General features: G+C 47.8%; 19 protein-coding genes. 13 read left to right on the top strand and 6 right to left on the bottom strand.

Features of this window, described 5'->3' with window-relative positions; translation table 11 throughout:
• The first annotated feature begins 4 nt into the window (after positions 1-4).
• Positions 5-949, top strand: coding sequence for an L-histidine N(alpha)-methyltransferase (locus tag ASG33_RS16750; protein WP_056287664.1), 945 nt, complete (start codon positions 5-7; stop codon positions 947-949).
• 60 nt (positions 950-1,009) lie between these two features.
• Here the strand turns inward: ASG33_RS16750 and ASG33_RS16745 are convergent, their stop codons facing one another.
• The 3 genes from ASG33_RS16745 to ASG33_RS16735 form a co-directional block, all read right to left on the bottom strand.
• Positions 1,010-1,297 (bottom strand): hypothetical protein, encoded by a 288-nt coding sequence (locus tag ASG33_RS16745; protein WP_056287661.1) that lies wholly within the window; start codon positions 1,295-1,297, stop codon positions 1,010-1,012.
• 237 nt (positions 1,298-1,534) lie between these two features.
• A complete protein-coding gene (locus tag ASG33_RS16740; RefSeq protein ID WP_056287659.1) occupies positions 1,535-2,098 on the bottom strand; it encodes a TetR/AcrR family transcriptional regulator in 564 nt (187 codons plus the stop codon).
• A 78-nt stretch (positions 2,099-2,176) separates the two neighbouring features.
• Positions 2,177-2,584: a nuclear transport factor 2 family protein gene (locus tag ASG33_RS16735; RefSeq protein WP_056287656.1), complete on the bottom strand. Its 408-nt coding sequence runs from the start codon at positions 2,582-2,584 to the stop codon at positions 2,177-2,179.
• A 311-nt stretch (positions 2,585-2,895) separates the two neighbouring features.
• Between ASG33_RS16735 and ASG33_RS16730 the strand changes: the two genes are divergently transcribed.
• A complete protein-coding gene (locus ASG33_RS16730) occupies positions 2,896-3,417 on the top strand; it encodes a DinB family protein (protein ID WP_056287653.1) in 522 nt (173 codons plus the stop codon).
• Between the two features lie 168 nt (positions 3,418-3,585).
• The gene (locus ASG33_RS16725; protein ID WP_056287650.1) at positions 3,586-4,215 is read left to right on the top strand and encodes a hypothetical protein; all 630 of its coding nucleotides are present in this window, start codon (positions 3,586-3,588) and stop codon (positions 4,213-4,215) included.
• Between the two features lie 3 nt (positions 4,216-4,218).
• Here the strand turns inward: ASG33_RS16725 and ASG33_RS16720 are convergent, their stop codons facing one another.
• Positions 4,219-5,592 carry a TlpA disulfide reductase family protein gene (locus ASG33_RS16720; protein WP_056287646.1) on the bottom strand — a complete coding sequence of 458 codons (1,374 nt, stop codon included), beginning with the start codon at positions 5,590-5,592 and terminating at the stop codon, positions 4,219-4,221.
• A gap of 188 nt (positions 5,593-5,780) precedes the next feature.
• Here ASG33_RS16720 and ASG33_RS16715 point away from each other — a divergent pair, with 188 nt between their 5' ends.
• The 6 genes from ASG33_RS16715 (at position 5,781) to ASG33_RS16690 (ending at position 9,352) form a co-directional block, all read left to right on the top strand.
• Entirely contained in the window at positions 5,781-7,115 is a 1,335-nt protein-coding gene (locus tag ASG33_RS16715) for an MFS transporter (RefSeq protein ID WP_056287643.1), read from the top strand.
• Between the two features lie 27 nt (positions 7,116-7,142).
• Entirely contained in the window at positions 7,143-7,520 is a 378-nt protein-coding gene (locus ASG33_RS16710) for a VOC family protein (RefSeq protein WP_056287641.1), read from the top strand.
• A gap of 97 nt (positions 7,521-7,617) precedes the next feature.
• Positions 7,618-8,040, top strand: coding sequence for a secondary thiamine-phosphate synthase enzyme YjbQ (locus ASG33_RS16705; RefSeq protein WP_056287638.1), 423 nt, complete (start codon positions 7,618-7,620; stop codon positions 8,038-8,040).
• Between the two features lie 135 nt (positions 8,041-8,175).
• Positions 8,176-8,604, top strand: a complete 429-nt coding sequence (locus ASG33_RS16700) for a DUF1579 family protein (protein ID WP_056287636.1) — start codon at positions 8,176-8,178, stop codon at positions 8,602-8,604.
• A 15-nt stretch (positions 8,605-8,619) separates the two neighbouring features.
• Positions 8,620-8,898: a hypothetical protein gene (locus ASG33_RS16695; RefSeq protein WP_056287634.1), complete on the top strand. Its 279-nt coding sequence runs from the start codon at positions 8,620-8,622 to the stop codon at positions 8,896-8,898.
• A gap of 61 nt (positions 8,899-8,959) precedes the next feature.
• On the top strand, positions 8,960-9,352 hold the full coding sequence (locus ASG33_RS16690; RefSeq protein ID WP_056288597.1) for a DoxX family protein: 393 nt from the start codon (positions 8,960-8,962) through the stop codon (positions 9,350-9,352).
• A gap of 32 nt (positions 9,353-9,384) precedes the next feature.
• On the opposite strand, the gene ASG33_RS16685 is transcribed toward ASG33_RS16690, so the two are convergent.
• Positions 9,385-10,368 carry a GlxA family transcriptional regulator gene (locus ASG33_RS16685; protein WP_056287633.1) on the bottom strand — a complete coding sequence of 328 codons (984 nt, stop codon included), beginning with the start codon at positions 10,366-10,368 and terminating at the stop codon, positions 9,385-9,387.
• Positions 10,369-10,488: 120 nt separating this feature from the next.
• On the opposite strand from ASG33_RS16685, the gene ASG33_RS26080 reads away from it, so the two are divergent.
• Both ASG33_RS26080 and ASG33_RS16675 read left to right on the top strand, forming a co-directional pair.
• Positions 10,489-11,472 (top strand): DinB family protein, encoded by a 984-nt coding sequence (locus ASG33_RS26080; protein ID WP_229238687.1) that lies wholly within the window; start codon positions 10,489-10,491, stop codon positions 11,470-11,472.
• A 49-nt stretch (positions 11,473-11,521) separates the two neighbouring features.
• Positions 11,522-12,004, top strand: a complete 483-nt coding sequence (locus tag ASG33_RS16675; RefSeq protein WP_056287630.1) for a thioredoxin fold domain-containing protein — start codon at positions 11,522-11,524, stop codon at positions 12,002-12,004.
• A gap of 10 nt (positions 12,005-12,014) precedes the next feature.
• Here ASG33_RS16675 and ASG33_RS16670 read toward each other — a convergent pair whose 3' ends face one another.
• Positions 12,015-13,391: a mandelate racemase/muconate lactonizing enzyme family protein gene (locus tag ASG33_RS16670; protein WP_056287627.1), complete on the bottom strand. Its 1,377-nt coding sequence runs from the start codon at positions 13,389-13,391 to the stop codon at positions 12,015-12,017.
• Positions 13,392-13,591: 200 nt separating this feature from the next.
• Here ASG33_RS16670 and ASG33_RS16665 point away from each other — a divergent pair, with 200 nt between their 5' ends.
• On the top strand, positions 13,592-14,446 hold the full coding sequence (locus tag ASG33_RS16665) for a polysaccharide deacetylase family protein (RefSeq protein ID WP_056287625.1): 855 nt from the start codon (positions 13,592-13,594) through the stop codon (positions 14,444-14,446).
• A gap of 113 nt (positions 14,447-14,559) precedes the next feature.
• The gene (locus ASG33_RS16660) at positions 14,560-17,118 is read left to right on the top strand and encodes a TonB-dependent receptor domain-containing protein (RefSeq protein WP_056287623.1); all 2,559 of its coding nucleotides are present in this window, start codon (positions 14,560-14,562) and stop codon (positions 17,116-17,118) included.
• The last annotated feature ends 12 nt before the right edge of the window (positions 17,119-17,130 follow it).

Below are 17,130 nucleotides of genomic sequence, written 5' to 3'. Positions count from 1 at the left end.
AGATATGTCAGAGAATTCATTTGCAACAGATATACACATTGGCCTGACAGCCCCTTTAAAGCACATTTCTTCCAAATATTTTTACGACGATATAGGCAGCGGGATTTTTCAGGATATCATGAAAATGCCCGAATACTATCCGACACCCTGCGAGTTTGAAATCCTTTCGCTGCAAAGTGACCAAATTTTTAATAGGCTGGGCTTTGACAAGGCTTTCAGCGTGGTGGAGTTTGGTGCCGGCGACGGAGTGAAAACAAGGCAGCTGCTGAAAAAGCTGATCGAAAACGGCGCTGATTTCTCTTATGTACCCATTGACATCTCTAAAAAAGCGATTGACGAGCTGGTGGAGAATATGCGCACGCATTTACCCGAGCTGAAAATCGCGCCGAAAGTGGGCAACTACTTTTCGATGATGGAAGAGCTTTCCGGCTCGGATACGCCCAGCTTGTTTTTGTTTTTGGGCGGAAATATCGGGAACTATGAGCAGGAACAGGTAAAGGGACTACTTTCGGACTTCCGCCGCAATATGAAAGCAGGTGACAAGCTGCTCACCGGCTTTGATCTGCAAAAAAATCCGGCTACGATCCGCTGCGCCTACGACGATCCGCAGGGGATCACAAAAGCATTTAACATTAACCTCCTGCACCGCATTAACCGGGAGCTCGGCGGGAATTTCAATACCACGCAGTTTGACTTTTACTCCCATTATAACCCGCTGAATGGTGAAGTGAGAAGTTATCTTGTCAGCTTGTCGCCGCAAAAGGTCTTTGTACAGGAAACGAATCACACCTATTCCTTCGAGCGCAACGAGCTGATCTGGACTGAGCTTTCCAAGAAATACAAAATCCCGGAAATCGAGCAGGTAGCTACGGAAAACGGGTTTACCGTAGTGGAGCATTTCCTTGATTGCAAGCATTACTTCAACGACAGCCTCTGGACATTATCCTGATCACAAAAAAAGCAGGCTCTTTGCGGGGCCTGCTTTTTCCTTGCATTACCAAATGCTTTCTTAGCGTGAAACAAATTTGTTGAACCTGCTTTCCTTCCCGTCGGCTGTTTTATCCTGATACAGGAATTGCAGATTGCTTTCGTCAAACTTCTCGAAAAACTCTTCCCACGTAATTTCTTCCAGCTTTCCTTCGCCGCTATATCCCGGAAAATCTATCCGGAGAATGCCGGTATGTTCGTCTTTATCTCCTGTTCCTTTGACAGTTGCAGGTTTTCCGCCGCGTTTTTCAACCCAGGCTTTGATTTCTTTGTGATCTGTTGTGCTCGATGAAGTGCTTTTAGTAGCCATGATCTTCGTTTTTGGTTTGTTCCGAAAAGATCTAAAAAACTGTGCCCCAGCCAGCATTCCTAGTAAGCTATCTGGCATAGCTGCATTGGGCGTCGCAGCAGGTGCGCCGGCGATATTTCATAGATTAATCTGACTGTAAACTTTAACGATAAATAGCCTCGAAAGCCTCTTTTCAAAGCCAGGCATACCAATCATTCCTGTGGCTCCCGTGACTATTATTGTTATTTTCGTTACGCATCAGCGTTCAATCATTTTCCAAAACATAGAGAATGTATCCTCCATGATTTTGTGCTGTTCTTTTCTGGTGAATTTATTTGACGAAAGGTATTGATTTACACCAAATACCTGATTACTGATCAAAATGTACAATAGGTTTACATCTGTGTCAGCGATCTGTTGTTCCCTGATAGCCAGACGAAAAAGTTGCAATACAGGAGCTATCTGAGCTGAAATCTCATCGTTGTTAATTTTTTTCAGATAAGGAGAATTGGAGAATTGCGCCAGAAACAAAAATTCGTTGGGACTACGGAGCGACCATTTAAGTGATTCTTCGTAATACGTCCTGATAGCTTCCTTTGTTGATTTAACTTCTGCTAATGCAACATTTATACTTTCTGCTGCCAATCCTTTTAATTTTAAGTAGAGTGAAATGATCAAGTCATCTTTAGTCGGAAAAAAATAAAACAAAGTACCCGTTGCTATCCCTGCCTCCTTTGCAATTTTACTTGTCGGTGTATCATTAAATCCTTGTGATACAAACAATTCCAATGCGGTTTGAAGTAGTTTTTCCCTTTTATCCATAGGTTAAGATTATTTTGAATGCAATCGAAGTATAAAAACACGTATATACCCCAATTGCATTCCTGGTATTGCTGACTTTTACCTTATATCATCCATTGGGCCGCAGAATAGTTCATTTACCATAATGGTATCCAAATATTCATAAAGTCCGCTAATTAAGCCATTCTTAAAGGTTAAAAGCAACATCACATCGTTTTCGTAAATACGCCCATCCTTTCGCGTTCCCCGAATATGAACATAAAGTGCTGCCCGCTCCTGGTCTGCCGTGATAGATCGAAGCGTCATTTTCATTCCCTCCGGGAATCGTTCTGCTACCGTGCCCCATAATTTTACCTGGTTTTCTAGTGATTGGTAACCGCCAAACGGCCAGGATCCATCACCACTCAACCAATACACACAATCAGGCGTTTTTAATAAGGCCATTTCATCGAAGTTCCCTTCCACCATTGCATTGAAATATTTTTCTGCTATTTCTTTTGTTTCCATGCGTTTGTAATTTAGTGACTGTTTAGTCAGTCGCTACAAATGTACAATAATTTATTTGCCAGCAAAATCCGCAAGTCTTTAAAAAACTTCTTACACCGGATTGCGCTATTCTACCTTGTTACTATTATTTGTGACTCAATGGAGCCACTTCCGGAAGTGTATGATGTGTCAATTGAAACAGTGCAAAACAATTCCAAACCCACAATCTGACAAATATTTTAAGTACTCCAAACGCTGCTGACATACTGCTGTCACTTCGCTGCATTTAGTTTGTACTGTAACAAAAAACCAAAACAAAAACTGCCTTAAACATGGAAACCAACAGCATTCAGACCGGCGAAGTCAACACACAAATTCCCATTTTGACACCGGAAGACCTCCTCGCGCATTGGCAGGGCCACCGCAGGATTACAAGAAGAGCCATTGAAGCTTTCCCTGAGGAACAGTTCTACAATTTCTCAATCGGAGGAATGCGCACTTTCGCGCAACTGACCATGGAGATGATCGTGCTGACCGCACCGGGTATCCGCGGTATAGCAACGGGTGACTGGACTTTTGGTGAGCCTAAAATGGATTTCTCTACGCCACCGCCTGCTACAAAACAGGAAGTACTTGCATTGTGGGACCATATTACCGAATATATCAACCTGCTCTGGCCGCAAATACCGGCGTCTCGCTTCCGGGAAACTGATACCGCTTATGGGATGTATGAAGGCACTGTGCATTCCCTGTTCATGTACATCATCGATAATGAAATCCATCACCGCGGTCAGGGATTTGTATACCTGCGCGCGCTGGGTATTGAACCACCTGCCTTCTGGGACAGATCGTAGTCTATTAGCCACTTTAATTTTTCCAGCCGGAGATCAGGGTTTTGCCTCTCGCAAACCCTGATCTGCCGGTTGGAAAACCAACATAAGAGATCGCATATTTTTCTGGAATAATTTTAGTACTTACCTTCGTACCAGTAAGTTCTACACAATTATTTAAAATCCAGAACAATGAAAAACACACACCTGGTTGTGGCCATTTCCATTGCATTGCTAGCCACTGCCAACGAATCTTTCTCGCAAAACAAACCTGCGCCAACCGGCCAGGTTCCACGCGCTTATTCAGGCCAGCAACAAGGTACCTCCTCTTACTCGGGATACCAGCCCCGGCCTACTGGCCAGATCGCACCAGCAGTAGCAGGCCAGTCTCCCGCAAACTTGCCGCGCCCTGCCAACCTCAACCAGGTACAGAATCTGGGCTTTGAGCCGGCCAAGGCTGACGTTACAGCCGAAGGTCAGGTACCGAAAGTAAATTCAAATCAGGATCCGCGGACTTTCCCGGAAAGATATCAGTCAACTACCACCACTCCGGTGGAACAAACCGTGACGGTACAAGGCACGCAGGTAGTGCCGGTTCAGGGTGGTCAGCAGATTATCCCGGGGCAAACAACCCAGACCAGTATAACCACACAAACGACCACTGAACCTGGAACACAGCCGGTAAATGCGCAACCGGGACAGGTAGCGCAGCCAGCGCCTGCCGGAAATACCCAGCCCGTGCAGAGATCCCCTAATCAAATCTCTACCCAGCCGCAAACGCAGGCACCAGCAGCGGGTGCTCCTAAAAGAATGGAGCCCTGAGCATCAGGGGGAAGGAATAATTGAGATGTCGCGCAGCTTTTCCCTCAATGCATTCCCTCTCAGGTCCCGGGCAGCGACGCGCCCGTCGGGACCAATCAGAACAGTAGTGGGATAGCTTTGAATATTATAAGTTTCAACCAGCTTGTTGACGCTGTCGGATAAAATCTGCGGCCATTCAAGCTGGTTTTTTCTTAGAAAGCGGTCGAGGCGCTCGCGACTGTCTTCTCCAACGATACCAACAAACTGAATGCGCTGCTTATCAGTCTCTTTATAAATCTCCCGCAATGCAGGCAGGTCTTCCACGCAAGGTCCGCACCACGTTCCCCAGAAATCAATAAAAACGTACTTACCCTTGAAGTCGCTCAGCTTTAATGCATTGCCCGTTTTAAAATCACGCTCTGCGAAAGGTTTGAAGCGGTATCCTTTCTGCATTGAATAGCTATCCATATCGGGGTCCTCCCATTTAAGCTGGATAGCGCCTGTTCGCATATTTACACCCGCAAACCTGTATTTGGACTTACTCAGCCAATTTCCAACCTCAATGATCTCTCCCTGTCCCACGCCCCTGCCCGATAATCGTTTCCCGTTTTCGCGGTGCGCGTCGGTAAAAAGCTCTGATTCGTAGAATGTGGCGCGGTCAAAGTCATTATTTACCAGGATGTCAAATGCTTTGCCGGCCCGGTTCAAAGTTGCCTTTCCGTGTCGTGGAATGGAATACCAGAAGCTAAGCCGCTCTTCATGGTCCACGGCATGTTTGACGAGCATGGGTAATGTATCCTGCACAACTTCCCCATTTTCCACCCGCTCGAATGCAACACGCCAGAGCTTCTTAACGGAGCGCATGGAGTCAAGGCTCATCCCCTTTCCCTGCCCGTAAAGCTTCTCGGGATAAAAAGCTTCTTCGTCACTAAAATCGAGATCGTTATTTGTATCGATCATCACGGCAGCTTTTCCGTGCTTGTCTGTGCCGCGGATGGTATACACAAAACATTTAATCGGCTTTTTGGACAATGCGATTTCATCCGGTACCCATTCCCACGACTCCTGCATTTCCTGGTACATTTCCCTGCCGATCTTTCCCTCATGAAAATTCTGGTATACCAGCTGATATATGTTGAGAAATATCATGGATTTTACAACATGACTCCAATCTGACGGGATACCTTTCACCGGCCGGTAAACAGGGAGCCAACCCGCTGCTCGCGGGTCTTTTCCGGTATGTTCAGCGAACATGACCGAGTACCGCGCTTCAAAGGGACCAAAGCCTTCCTCTATTTTAACGGGAAGTTCGATATCCGCTCGTTCCTCAGCCGCATTGTCCTGGCAGGAGGTCAGCAGGAGTAGCCGCAAACTGGAAAGCAAAAGATTCCGGATCATAGCGGTATATTATAATATCTGAGGAACAATTTGAATAAATTTACGAGAATTCGGCAATCAGGCGACAAAATGCGCATTGTTCTTGTTCAAAATCTGTCACAAATTCACCCGCTCATTGTCCTGTACTGCCTCCTGAATGAGTGACTTGCGGCGGTATCTTTGCCTTAGGAACGAACATAATTGCTATTATGAAAACGTTTTATGCTGTTTTAGCAAATTCCCTGGCTGCTTCCCTGACCAATAACTTCGTCTGGTTTGCAGTCACATTCTGGGTTTACCTGGAAACAAAGTCGGTGATGGCGACGTCGGTGATGGCGGGTGTATACCTGGGTACTGTCGCAGTTTCGGGCTTTTTCCTCGGTTCGCTGGTGGATCGTTACAAGAAGAAAACCTCCATGATGCTGTCCGGCATTGTTACGCTGGGCCTGTACGTGGTTGCATTACTTATCTACATCAACACACCCGAGTCAACCTTCAAAAACGATCATAGCTTGCAGCTTTGGGCATTTGTTACGCTCACGCTATTCGGCGCCATCACAGGAAACATCCGCACCATCGCATTGTCAACCGTAGTGACGATCCTGATCAGCGAAGATGAGCGCGACAAGGCAAATGGAATGGTGGGTACCGCAAATGGCGTTTCCTTCCTCATCGCATCCATTTTCAGCGGACTTGTTATCGGTTTCCTGGGCATTACCTGGATGCTTGTGCTGGCGATTGGTCTCAGTACAATGGTGATCCTGCATTTACTGACCATTCATATCCACGAACCGGGCATTGTACACGCAGAGCCACATACGCAGCAGGTGGATATCAAAGGGACCATCCGCATTGTGGGTCTGGTACCCGGACTTTTCGGGCTGATTTTCTTCAATACTTTCAACAACTTTCTGGGCGGGGTATTCATGTCGCTTATGGATGCGTACGGATTGTCACTTGTGTCGGTGCAAACCTGGGGTACATTGTGGGGCGTGCTCAGCCTGGGTTTTATCGCGGGCGGACTGGCGGTTGCCAAAGTTGGTTTAGGTAAAAAGCCGCTTCGGACGCTGTTTCTCTGCAACATTTTCATGTGGGTTATCACGCTCATTTTCCCTATTCAGCCTTCTATTGTCCTCCTGAGCATTGGCATGTTCGCCTATATGTGCCTGATCCCGGTCGTAGAGGCGACTGAGCAGACGATTTTGCAAAAAGTAATTCCCCAGGAGCGGCAGGGACGTGTGTTTGGCTTTGCACAAAGCATCGAGCAGGCCGCTTCGCCTATAACCGCATTCCTTATCGGGCCCATTGCCAAATTCATTTTCATTCCTTTTATGACAACCGGAGCAGGTGCACGCCTGATTGGTCCGTGGTTTGGCACTGGCACCGCGCGCGGGCTGGCGCTTCTCTTTATCGTCACTGGTATTGTAGGATTGATCGTGACTTTGCTGGCTATGCAATCTTCCGCTTACCATTCGCTTTCCAAAATCTACAAAAAACCTGAGCCGCAAATGGACACTGATCCTGTTGCATTGCCCGGTTCCTGAACTGTTCACAACCAATCATTTTCAACTATGTTCACACCATCAAAAGCATTCAATGGATTTTCAGTTGACAACCTGGAAAAGGCAAAGGCATTTTACGGCGAAGTACTCGGACTCGAACTCACCACTTCGGAGATGAGAACACTGGACATCACCGCACCAGGCGGAAACCATTTTCTGATCTACGAAAAACCAAACCACTCCCCTGCCACTTACACGACGCTTAATTTCCTTGTGGCTGACATTGATCATGCCGTCGCCGATCTAAAAAGCCGGGGCGTACAGTTTGAAAGCTATGATTTCCCCGGGCTCAAAACCGGCGAAGACCACATTGCCAGAGACAACGGGCCCACGATCGCGTGGTTTACAGATCCTGCCGGTAATATCATTTCCGTTATTCAGGAGTGAAGGTACAGTGCATTCAATTGCATGACGAGGGTACTTTCACGATGATGCGGAGTTGACTAATTTGTAACTTTAAGCCGAACATCAACTCCGGAAAAGCATGAAATTGTTTCAAACAGAAATCCGCCTGCGAGAGAAAAGGCGGGGATTCCACCTGATTACCAACGAGATCATTCATGCTTTTCCGGAACTTGCGCAGATCAATGCGGGAATGTGCCAGGTGTTTATCCAGCATACCTCGGCTTCACTGACGATCAATGAGAATGCCGATCCGACAGTCAGAAAAGACTTCGAAATGTTTTTCAATAAGTCAGTACCTGAAAACGATCCGGATTATGAGCACGATTATGAAGGTTCCGACGATATGCCGGCGCATTTGAAAGCTTCCTTGCTGGGAAGTTCTGTAATGATACCTGTGAAAAACGGGCGTTTTGCCTTTGGTACCTGGCAAGGCATTTACCTCTGCGAGCACCGCGATGCCGGCGGTCCCCGCAGCCTGATCCTTACTGCCTGGGGCAACTAAGGGGGTTGTCACAATCACCCCCTCTTAATGTCGCAAATCACATCTCTTTTTTAGGGTATTTCGCTGTTAGTTTGTCTTAGGGAAAATGGCTCATCAGGACAGTGACCGCTTCCCGCATTCAGTTTCAGAAAAGCCATGGAAAAAACGCCGGAACTACACCTGCTCAACAGACTGGCAGGTAAATGGAAAACAACGGGAAAGCTCGGAAAAGAAGCGACTACCAACAACATTGAAGGAACAGATACTTACGAATGGATCCCGGGAGGCTTTTTCCTCCTGCATACAGTGGACGTGATCATGGACGGGGAACGCAAGCAGAGCATAGAAGTAATTGGCTATGACCTGCTTTCAGGCACTTACCCGATGCATTTCTACGACGACATTGGCGAGTCCGGTGGTATGTCGGGCAGCTTTGACGGCGACAAATGGACGATCAGTTCTCCGGAAATGCGGTTCCATGGTGCATTCACGCAAAATGATCAGGTATTATCTGGTACCTGGGAGCGGTATGTGGGCAGTTCATGGCGGTACCTGATGGATATCAGACTGGAAAAGATGCAATAACTAACGCGTTTTACAATGGTAGAAGTTTTCAAGACGAACATTTCGAAGCAATCTCAGGCAAACCTGATCACTGCATCCATCGAGCGGACTCTTCCCGACCATCGCGCTTCGTTCGACCTGGAAGATTGCGACAAGGTTTTGAGGATCAAATGCGACGGGGAGATCTGCGCTGAAAGGATCCTGAAGCTGATAAAAGACCTCGGTTACGAAGCGGAAGTGCTTACCGATGAACTTAACTACTTTCCGTCCATGATGGAACTGGGTTTTCAGCCTTTTGAAACATCCGAAAGCTGAGAATCATCGCACTTTCGAAGCAATTTATTATCAAATCGCCTTTATTAAAATACTTGACCCGATGAAGAAAACGACTATCATCTACTGGATCCTCCATGTCCTTCTTGCACTGCTGATGGGTGTAGGCGCTATTTTTGACCTGATTTCTGCGCCTGAGGCGGTTGCCCATATTACCCACATCGGCTACCCTGCCTACATTGTTCCCTTTCTGGGTTTAGCCAAAATTCTGGGCGTGATTGCAGTGCTGGTACCAGGCTATCCGCGGATCAAAGAGTGGGCTTACGCCGGGCTGGCCTATGATCTGATCGGGGCGCTTTACTCGCATATTGCATTCGGTGAAGGTATTGAAACCTGGGGCGGGCTGATTGTGGGACTGCTGCTGATCGCGGCTGCTTACTTTTACTATCACAAAAAAACCAGCGAGGTCCCGCTTAGATATTCCCATTCGCTTTAACCAACAAACCAACAGACACAGAGCGCAGTTACTCAGGCAGTAATTGCGCTTTTGTTGTATTTGTTCCGGTATTCAATGGGCGATAATCCCGTGATCTTTTTAAATGTACTGCGAAAAGCCTTTGTATCCGTATAGCCTACCTCGTACATCAGTTCTGTTACATTCTTTCGGGTAACTTCAAAGCTCTTCTTGGCTGCCTCGATCTTCACGCGCTGAATGTACTCAACTACCGAGTTGGACGTGGCTTTTTTAAACCTCCTTTCAAAACTGCGGCGGCCGATCGCAAACATATCCGAAAGCTGATCCACTGTGATCTTGTCCTGAAAACGTTTTTCTATATAATCCTGCGCTTTTCTGATCACATCGTCTTCGTGCTCCTTTTGTCCGCTGAACATGATAAAGGGCGACTGTGTGTTCCTGTCAATTTCTATCATGAAGAATTTGGTTGTATAAATCGCCATTTCGCGGTCAATGTACTTTTCAATCAGGTACACGAGCAGGTTCCAGAATGAATTCGCGCCGCCGCTGGTATAAACGCGGTTTTCGTCCGTGATCACGCGGTCGTCCATCAGGTTCACATCGGGGAACATCCTTTTGAAGTCGGCCGCTGACATCCAGTGCGTCGTGCAATTGCGTCCTGCGAGTAGCCCGGTTGCTGCGAGCAGAAATGCCCCTACACACAAGCTCGCCACCTCTGCCCCATTCTTGTGCTGGGACGAGATCCACGGAAAGAACGCTTTATTGGCCTCGATCACAGTATCCCTGTCCCCGTTAACAGCGGGAATGATCACCAGGTCTGTTTTGTGAAGTGTTTCAATCGTCTCCTCCGGCGTTACTGCAAAAACGCCCGCGTAGCGCTGCACTTCCGGTGTAATGCCCACCAATTGTATTTTGAATGCAGGCGGCCTTCCCATTGCAGCGAGAAAATCATTGACAAACGAGAAAAACTTGAAGGGACCTTCAATTGTGCCGAGGGCAACATCACCTCTTGGAACGAGAACAGATATGTGCTTCATGAATCAAAAATAGAAAATTAGTATGTCGTGTTCAACCCTAAACTTGACGGCTTTGCCCCCTTTATTTCTCTCCCCTACCGGCTAAGTTTGCAATATAACTCATTAACAGACACATCTATTATGAACACAAAACGGATTGAAGAATCGATACTGATCCAGGCTCCTGACTACCGCATCTGGCAGGTTATTACGGATAAAAGATACAATGGCGACTGGCTGGTTGTATTTGGTATGGGAAACATTGCTGAGAGTGACTGGCAGGAAGGCAGCAAGGCACTGTTTATGGATGAATCAGGAAACGGGCTTGCCGGCACCATTGATGTGAGCCGCCCCTTTGAAGAGATCAGAATCGTTTATAACGGTATTGTTACAAAAGGTGTTGAGGATTATGAGAGTGACATCGCAAAGCAAATGCGGAATTTTGACGAAGTATATCTTCTCAGCCGAGATGGTGACAGTGTACGAATGCGCGTTTTCTGTGATATGGACGAAGTATATTTCGACGATCTGACGCAAGCCTGGAAAAAAGCATTGGAGAAAATCAAAGAGCTTGCCGAGAAACCAATGGACGACAGTGACTTGCTTGACAATGAAACGCTCGCCAAAACACTGGAACAAACAACAGCAGAATACCTGTCGGCACTTACATCATTCAGCGCAGATCAGGTGAATATTGTTCCTTTTGAAGGAAGCTGGACAGCCGGGCAGGTGACAGACCATTTATTAAAATCTGAAACGGGCCTGCCCAAAATGATGATGGGAAAAACCGCACCGACAACCCGCCCGGTCGGACAAACAGTGCCACAAATAGAAGACATCTTTCTCGATTTCAGCACCAGACTGCAAGCGCCTGACTTCAATATCCCAGACAATGGGCCCTATGATCTGGATACGATTATCGGGGAGTTTAAGGCAGAAAGAGCGGCCATCGCTGAGATTGCCCGCTCCCAGGACCTGACACTTTCCTGCGCTGAGTTTCCATTCCCGCAAGTGGGTGAATTGACACGTTACGAATGGATCTATTTTGTAGTGTGCCATTCCCGCAGACACGCGCATCAGCTACGCAACATTCTTGAAAAAGTAACCGAAAAAGTTGCGGGCTAGAAGATCAAAAGATTAATATCTTGCAGATTCTTACAAAAGAATCCAGGAAATGATCCAGAAATTAACGCTTAGTTTTTTAATGTTCGCAGCCGTTTCAGCTGCATTTGCACAATCGGTACCCAATAAAATCGCGCCTTTTCAAATGCGGCTGACCAGCGGTCAACAGTACTCATCCGCACAGCTTGCAAAAGGACCGGCAGTACTGATCTACTTTTCGCCGGATTGCGAGCATTGCCAGGATTTTACCAAAGACCTGATCAAAAATTACCCGGTCGTAGCTGACAAGCAGGTGATCATGATCACATTCCAGTCAATGGACATGCTGAAACCTTTCGTGACGCAGCACCGTCTTGCCAGCTATCCTAACTTCAAAGTAGGTACAGAGGGCACATCTTACCTCGTGCAGCGGTATTACGGGATCCGCTCTTTCCCTTATATCGCGATCTACGACAAAGCGGGTAACCTCGTGAAAACCTACGAAGGCGAGCAGCCGCATGCCGAAATTTTCAAAACGTTAAAGCTGGTCAAGTAGTAAAACCGGCTCAGCCTATTGTTTCAAAAAGGCCGTCGTAATGTGCGGAGGGCGCGAGTATACCGCCGCTCTCCGCATAAAATGATGCGTCAGTAAGATAAACTCCCTTTTTAGTCCGCGTCCACGTGCTTTCGGCTTTCGGATGGTAACTCATCAGCCGCTCCCAGTTCTTATAATACTGGTGCCCGTTCGTCTCCTGTAAACCCACTGACATGCCCGGAAAAGGTTGCAGCCTGGCAGCGACATTCTTGTTCCAGTCCACCAGGATCGGGCTCACAGTGAGGTCGGCGCAAAAGCAGGGTACCTTTTTCTCGTATGCGAGCTGTGTAATTTTCATGGTCATACTGAGCGTTTTGGCGATCGCTTTCACTGCTATCGCAGAGTAGCCCAGCTCGATCCGCCGCGCGGCATCTTCCACAGTGTGTGCACTTTCATCGGCTGCTACTCTCACACCCAGATCGCCTACAAAGGCTTCGTTCGCCTCTTCGAAAGGTTCTTCAATCACCGCTATCTGGTCGAATGCGCCTATCTTTTTGGCATGATCAAGGAACCGCAGCAAGGTTTCCTTTTTCTCGTACCGCCCATTTGCGTCAAAATAGTACGGGATCTTTCCGTCTTTTGTATAAGGTGTTTCAAAATGACCGGTTGCCTTGTGTACCGCGGTTAAAAATGCGATATCCTTTTCGATCATTTCCTGCTGGGTACCCGGCGCGCCGGTTTTCAACTTCATGATAAAATAACCTTCGTCGGCCGCCTGCCTGATCCGCTCCGCAGTGGTACCCACACTGAAAGAAGGGATACTTGCCACTTTTTCGTGCCGGTACGAAAGTCCGGGTTTGTAAGCTTCGGGCACCAGTTCGTCAAATTGCTTCAAGCCGTTTTCCTGGGCATACAGCAGCCACGCGGCATTATCTACGCAAACGAGCGCATTCAATGCGAATGTTTTTCTCAGGTCCGGGTTGCCTGTGATTTTTTTTCCGTAAGCCAAAACCTCCGGCAACAGGTCGTCGAGCAATGTAACCGGGTTTGTGAATGAGGTACCTTTCAGCATTTGCAGCGCGTGCTCGCTCATCGCGTACATCAATGCATTGCCTGCACTTTCGGAGTGGGCAGCAAACACTTTCGAGTCCGACCAGAGCACACCCTGTGTACCCAGTCCCACTTTCCTGATGCCCGACTCCGATTCCAGCATGGCCACAGCCTGCCAGCTGTCGGTAATTGCGCTGCCTTTGAACCGGTAAGGATTAAGCGGCTCACGTTCAAAATTTGAACTTACCTTACTGATCTTGATCTTTTTCATGGTTGCAGGTTTAGTATGTAAAGTCGGTACCGTTACTCCGGCGGCGGCCAGCGTAATTGCAGATTTGGTAAACTCCCGTCGGTTCATCTTATGCAGGTTTAGCTGGGTTCAGTGCTGTACAGATCGTGATATCTGCCGGTACTAAGACTGCCTCTCTCCTATTTCTACCCTTACCGCAAGCCAGAACGATGCGGACAATTTCGGCAGAAAACTGACACAACCGCTTTTAGGTTAGATCATGCAACTGTAAGGCTTTGATTAGAAAAAACGCTTCGACCATTCCGGATATGAAAAATACATTTTACACAATCCTGCTTTTACTCGTTTCCATTTCGGGCATCGCGCAGCAAAGCAATGCACCGCGGCTCATCGTGCGCGGTGATGATATGGGCTATTCGCATTCGGGGAATGTTGCTCTGCTGAAATGCTCCCGAGAAGGTATCCAGACCTCCATTGAAGTGATCGTACCCTCTCCCTGGTTTCCCGAGGCAGTGAAAATGTTGCAGGCAAATCCGGGTATCGATGTCGGCATCCACATTGCGCTCACCAGTGAGTGGGACAATGTAAAATGGCGCCCCCTGTCCGACTGTCCGAGCATCCGGGACGAAGACGGTTACTTTTTCCCGATGGTAAGAGCAAACAAGAACTACCCTAAACGATCTATACTGGAAAACAACTGGAAACTGGCCGACATTGAAAAGGAAATGCGCGCGCAGATTGAAACAGCCCTGCGCAAGCTGCCAAATATCAGCCACATATCTTCACATATGGGATGTACCGGACTCAGTCCGGAGGTACGGGAGCTGACAAAGCGCCTCGCCAAAGAATACAAAATCCCGGTTGATGCAGAACCTGCCAACCTCAGTTATGCCACTTATGAAGGTCCGAAAAAGACTTCGGCGGAAAAGATCCAAAGCTTCATCAAGATGCTCGGGAAACTGGAAGCAGGTAAAACTTACCTGTTTGTTGACCATCCCGGGCTGGACGATGCCGAGTTGCAGGCGATCAGTCACATCGGGTACGAAGATGTGGCCGCTGACAGACAGGGCGTAACCGATCTTTTTACGAGTGAGAAGGTAAAAACAGCTGTTAAGGAAAAAGGCATTCGTCTGATTGCCTATAAAGACCTGTTGAATCCGTAAGTATCACCCATCGGCGGCAACGCTGCATTTATCCCGTATATTTCGGCTTTCGTCATATTTTATTTTCCGGCGGTAAGTTTCTGTCGCATTTTTATGCTGTTAATAACAAAACCATGAAAATGTCGAAACTTCTGCTCGCTATTACCATCATTCTGGCTTCACTTCAAACTCCTGCATTTGCCCAATTCCCGATAGGCGGAAGTACACAGCCCAAAGCGCTTCCGGGTACTGCCGGTGACCAGGCTCTGAAAGGATCCGCACGGATCAGCGGATCTGTAATTGATTCAACATCATCACAAGGAATCGAATTCGTAAGCATTGCCCTCTACAATAAGAAAAGCGGGCAGGCTATCGACGGGACCGTAGCTGACGAAAAAGGTAAGTTCGCACTGACCAAAATTGTCGAGGGCGACTACAAAGTCCTGCTTTCATTTATCGGTTACGGGGACAAGACCATTGACAATATCAAACTTGGAAAAGGCCAGGAACTGGATTTGGGTACCATCAAAATGAGCTCGAATACCAAAACCCTGAACGAGGTAACCGTAACAGGCCAGGCTGCATTGATCGAAGAAAAGGTTGACAGGCTTGTTTACAATGCAGAAAAAGACATTACTGCAAAAGGCGGCGACGCAACAGACATTTTGCGCAAGGTACCTCTGCTCACTGTTGACCTCGACGGAAATGTGTCCCTTCGCGGCAGCCAGAACATTCGCGTGCTGATCAACAACAAACCGAGTACCATTATTGCCAACAGCGTGGCAGACGCATTAAAACAAATTCCTGCCGACCAGATCAAGAGCGTGGAAGTGATAACCAGTCCGTCTGCCAAATACGATGCGGAAGGTTCGGGTGGTATTATCAATATTATTACCAAAAAGAACAGCTTGCAGGGATTAAACCTGAATGTGGATGCGGGTGTAGGTAACAGAGGTTCGATGCTGTCGCTGAACGGAGGTTACCGCAAGGGAAAAGCAGGTTTCACGATCGGCGGTTTCGGTCGCGGGATGTACAATACAGTTACCAAAACTACCCTGGAACAAACCAGCGTGGTTGAGAATGTAACCTCAGTGACGCGCCAGACCGGCGATGGTAGCAGCCGGGGCTTGTTCGGGAACTACAACCTGGGCTTCGACTATGATATTGCCAAAAACCAGAGCCTTACGGCTGGTGTGAAATACGGCGTGCGTAATTTGAGCAACCAGCAGGACCTGATGACGCGCATTACCAGGACTGGCGAAACGGATTTCAATTCGACCCGCGACGTGGATGCGAGGAACCTCTCGGGTACTGTGGATGTCAACGTGGATTACCTGCATACTTTCAAGCCGCAGCAGGAATGGAGCATTTCGACCTTGTACAGCCGGAATGACCTGACCAATGATTTTGACGCAAATATCCTGAATGGAAACAACGAGCTAACTTCCCGTCAGCGTAACCTGAACAAAAACCTCAACCAGGAATTTACATTTCAATCGGACTATCAGACGCCCATTAAAAAGAACCAGCTCCTGGAATTTGGTGGAAAAGGTATTTTCCGTCAGGTCAACAGTAATTACAACTTCCTGATCGCAGAAGCAACCGGCGACTTCCGCCCGGAAACAGACCAGCCTTCAGGCGAGCTGCTTTACCACCAGAACATTGCGGCGGGTTATACATCCTATACTTATACCACCAAATCGCGCTATACATTTAAGGGAGGCGTGCGTTATGAGCATACATTTATTGATGCGAGTACCAACGAAGGTTCTGTGGGCGTGGGTAACTACGGCGTGCTGGTACCAAGCTTTAATGCATCTAAAACCATCAAGGGAACTACGGTGAAGCTGGCTTATAACAGAAGGATACAGCGCCCGGGCTTGCAGCAGCTGAACCCGAACTTCAACTCTGCCAACCCGCAAAATATCACGATCGGTAACCCTGAGCTGCGTCCCGAGCTGACGAACAACTTTGAGTTAGGTCTTTCCAAAAACATCAAGAAAACATTTGTAAATGCCACATTCTTCGGCCGGATCACCAACAATGCGATCTCGCAGGTACGCCAGCCTTCCGATACTCTCGCAGGCGCCATTGTGACTACTTACCAGAACATCGGAAAGCAGCATGCATACGGTACCAACATTTTCGCGAACGTGGCAGCCACTTCTAAAATCAACTTCGGTGTATTTGCCAATGTTTTTTACACCAAACTGACCGGACAAACGATTGGGCAGAATGGGAAATCCCAGGAGCTGACCAACACCGGCTTCAATGTAAGCGGCGGGATTTTTTCACAGGCTACTTTCAAAAATGGCTGGGGTGCGCAGGCATTTGGGTTTATGCAGGGTAACCAGGTGCAGCTGCAAGGTATGCAGGGTGGCTTCGGCTTCTATACGCTGGGTGTGAAAAAGGAATTTGGAAACAAGAAAGGAAGCGTGGGTATAGCTGCTGAAAACTTCCTGAGCAAACGCTATAAAATTCATACAGAGCTGAACTCGATTCAGTTCAATCAGGTGAATGATGTTTATCTTTATAACCGCGGGATCCGCCTTACTTTCACTTATAAAATTGGTAAAATGACTATGGATGCTCCAAAACGCAAAGCGAAGTCTGTCAATAACGATGACGTGAAAAGCGACGGCGCACAAGGCGGGGGCGGCGGTGCTCCTGCTGGCGGCGGCACTCCGAAATAAGCATTTGCCCGT

The sequence above is a fragment of the Dyadobacter sp. Leaf189 genome (genome assembly GCF_001424405.1).
GTDB lineage: Bacteria > Bacteroidota > Bacteroidia > Cytophagales > Spirosomataceae > Dyadobacter.
The sequence above is the reverse complement of the archived record's forward strand: the minus strand, read 5'-3'. Positions and strand labels throughout refer to the sequence as shown.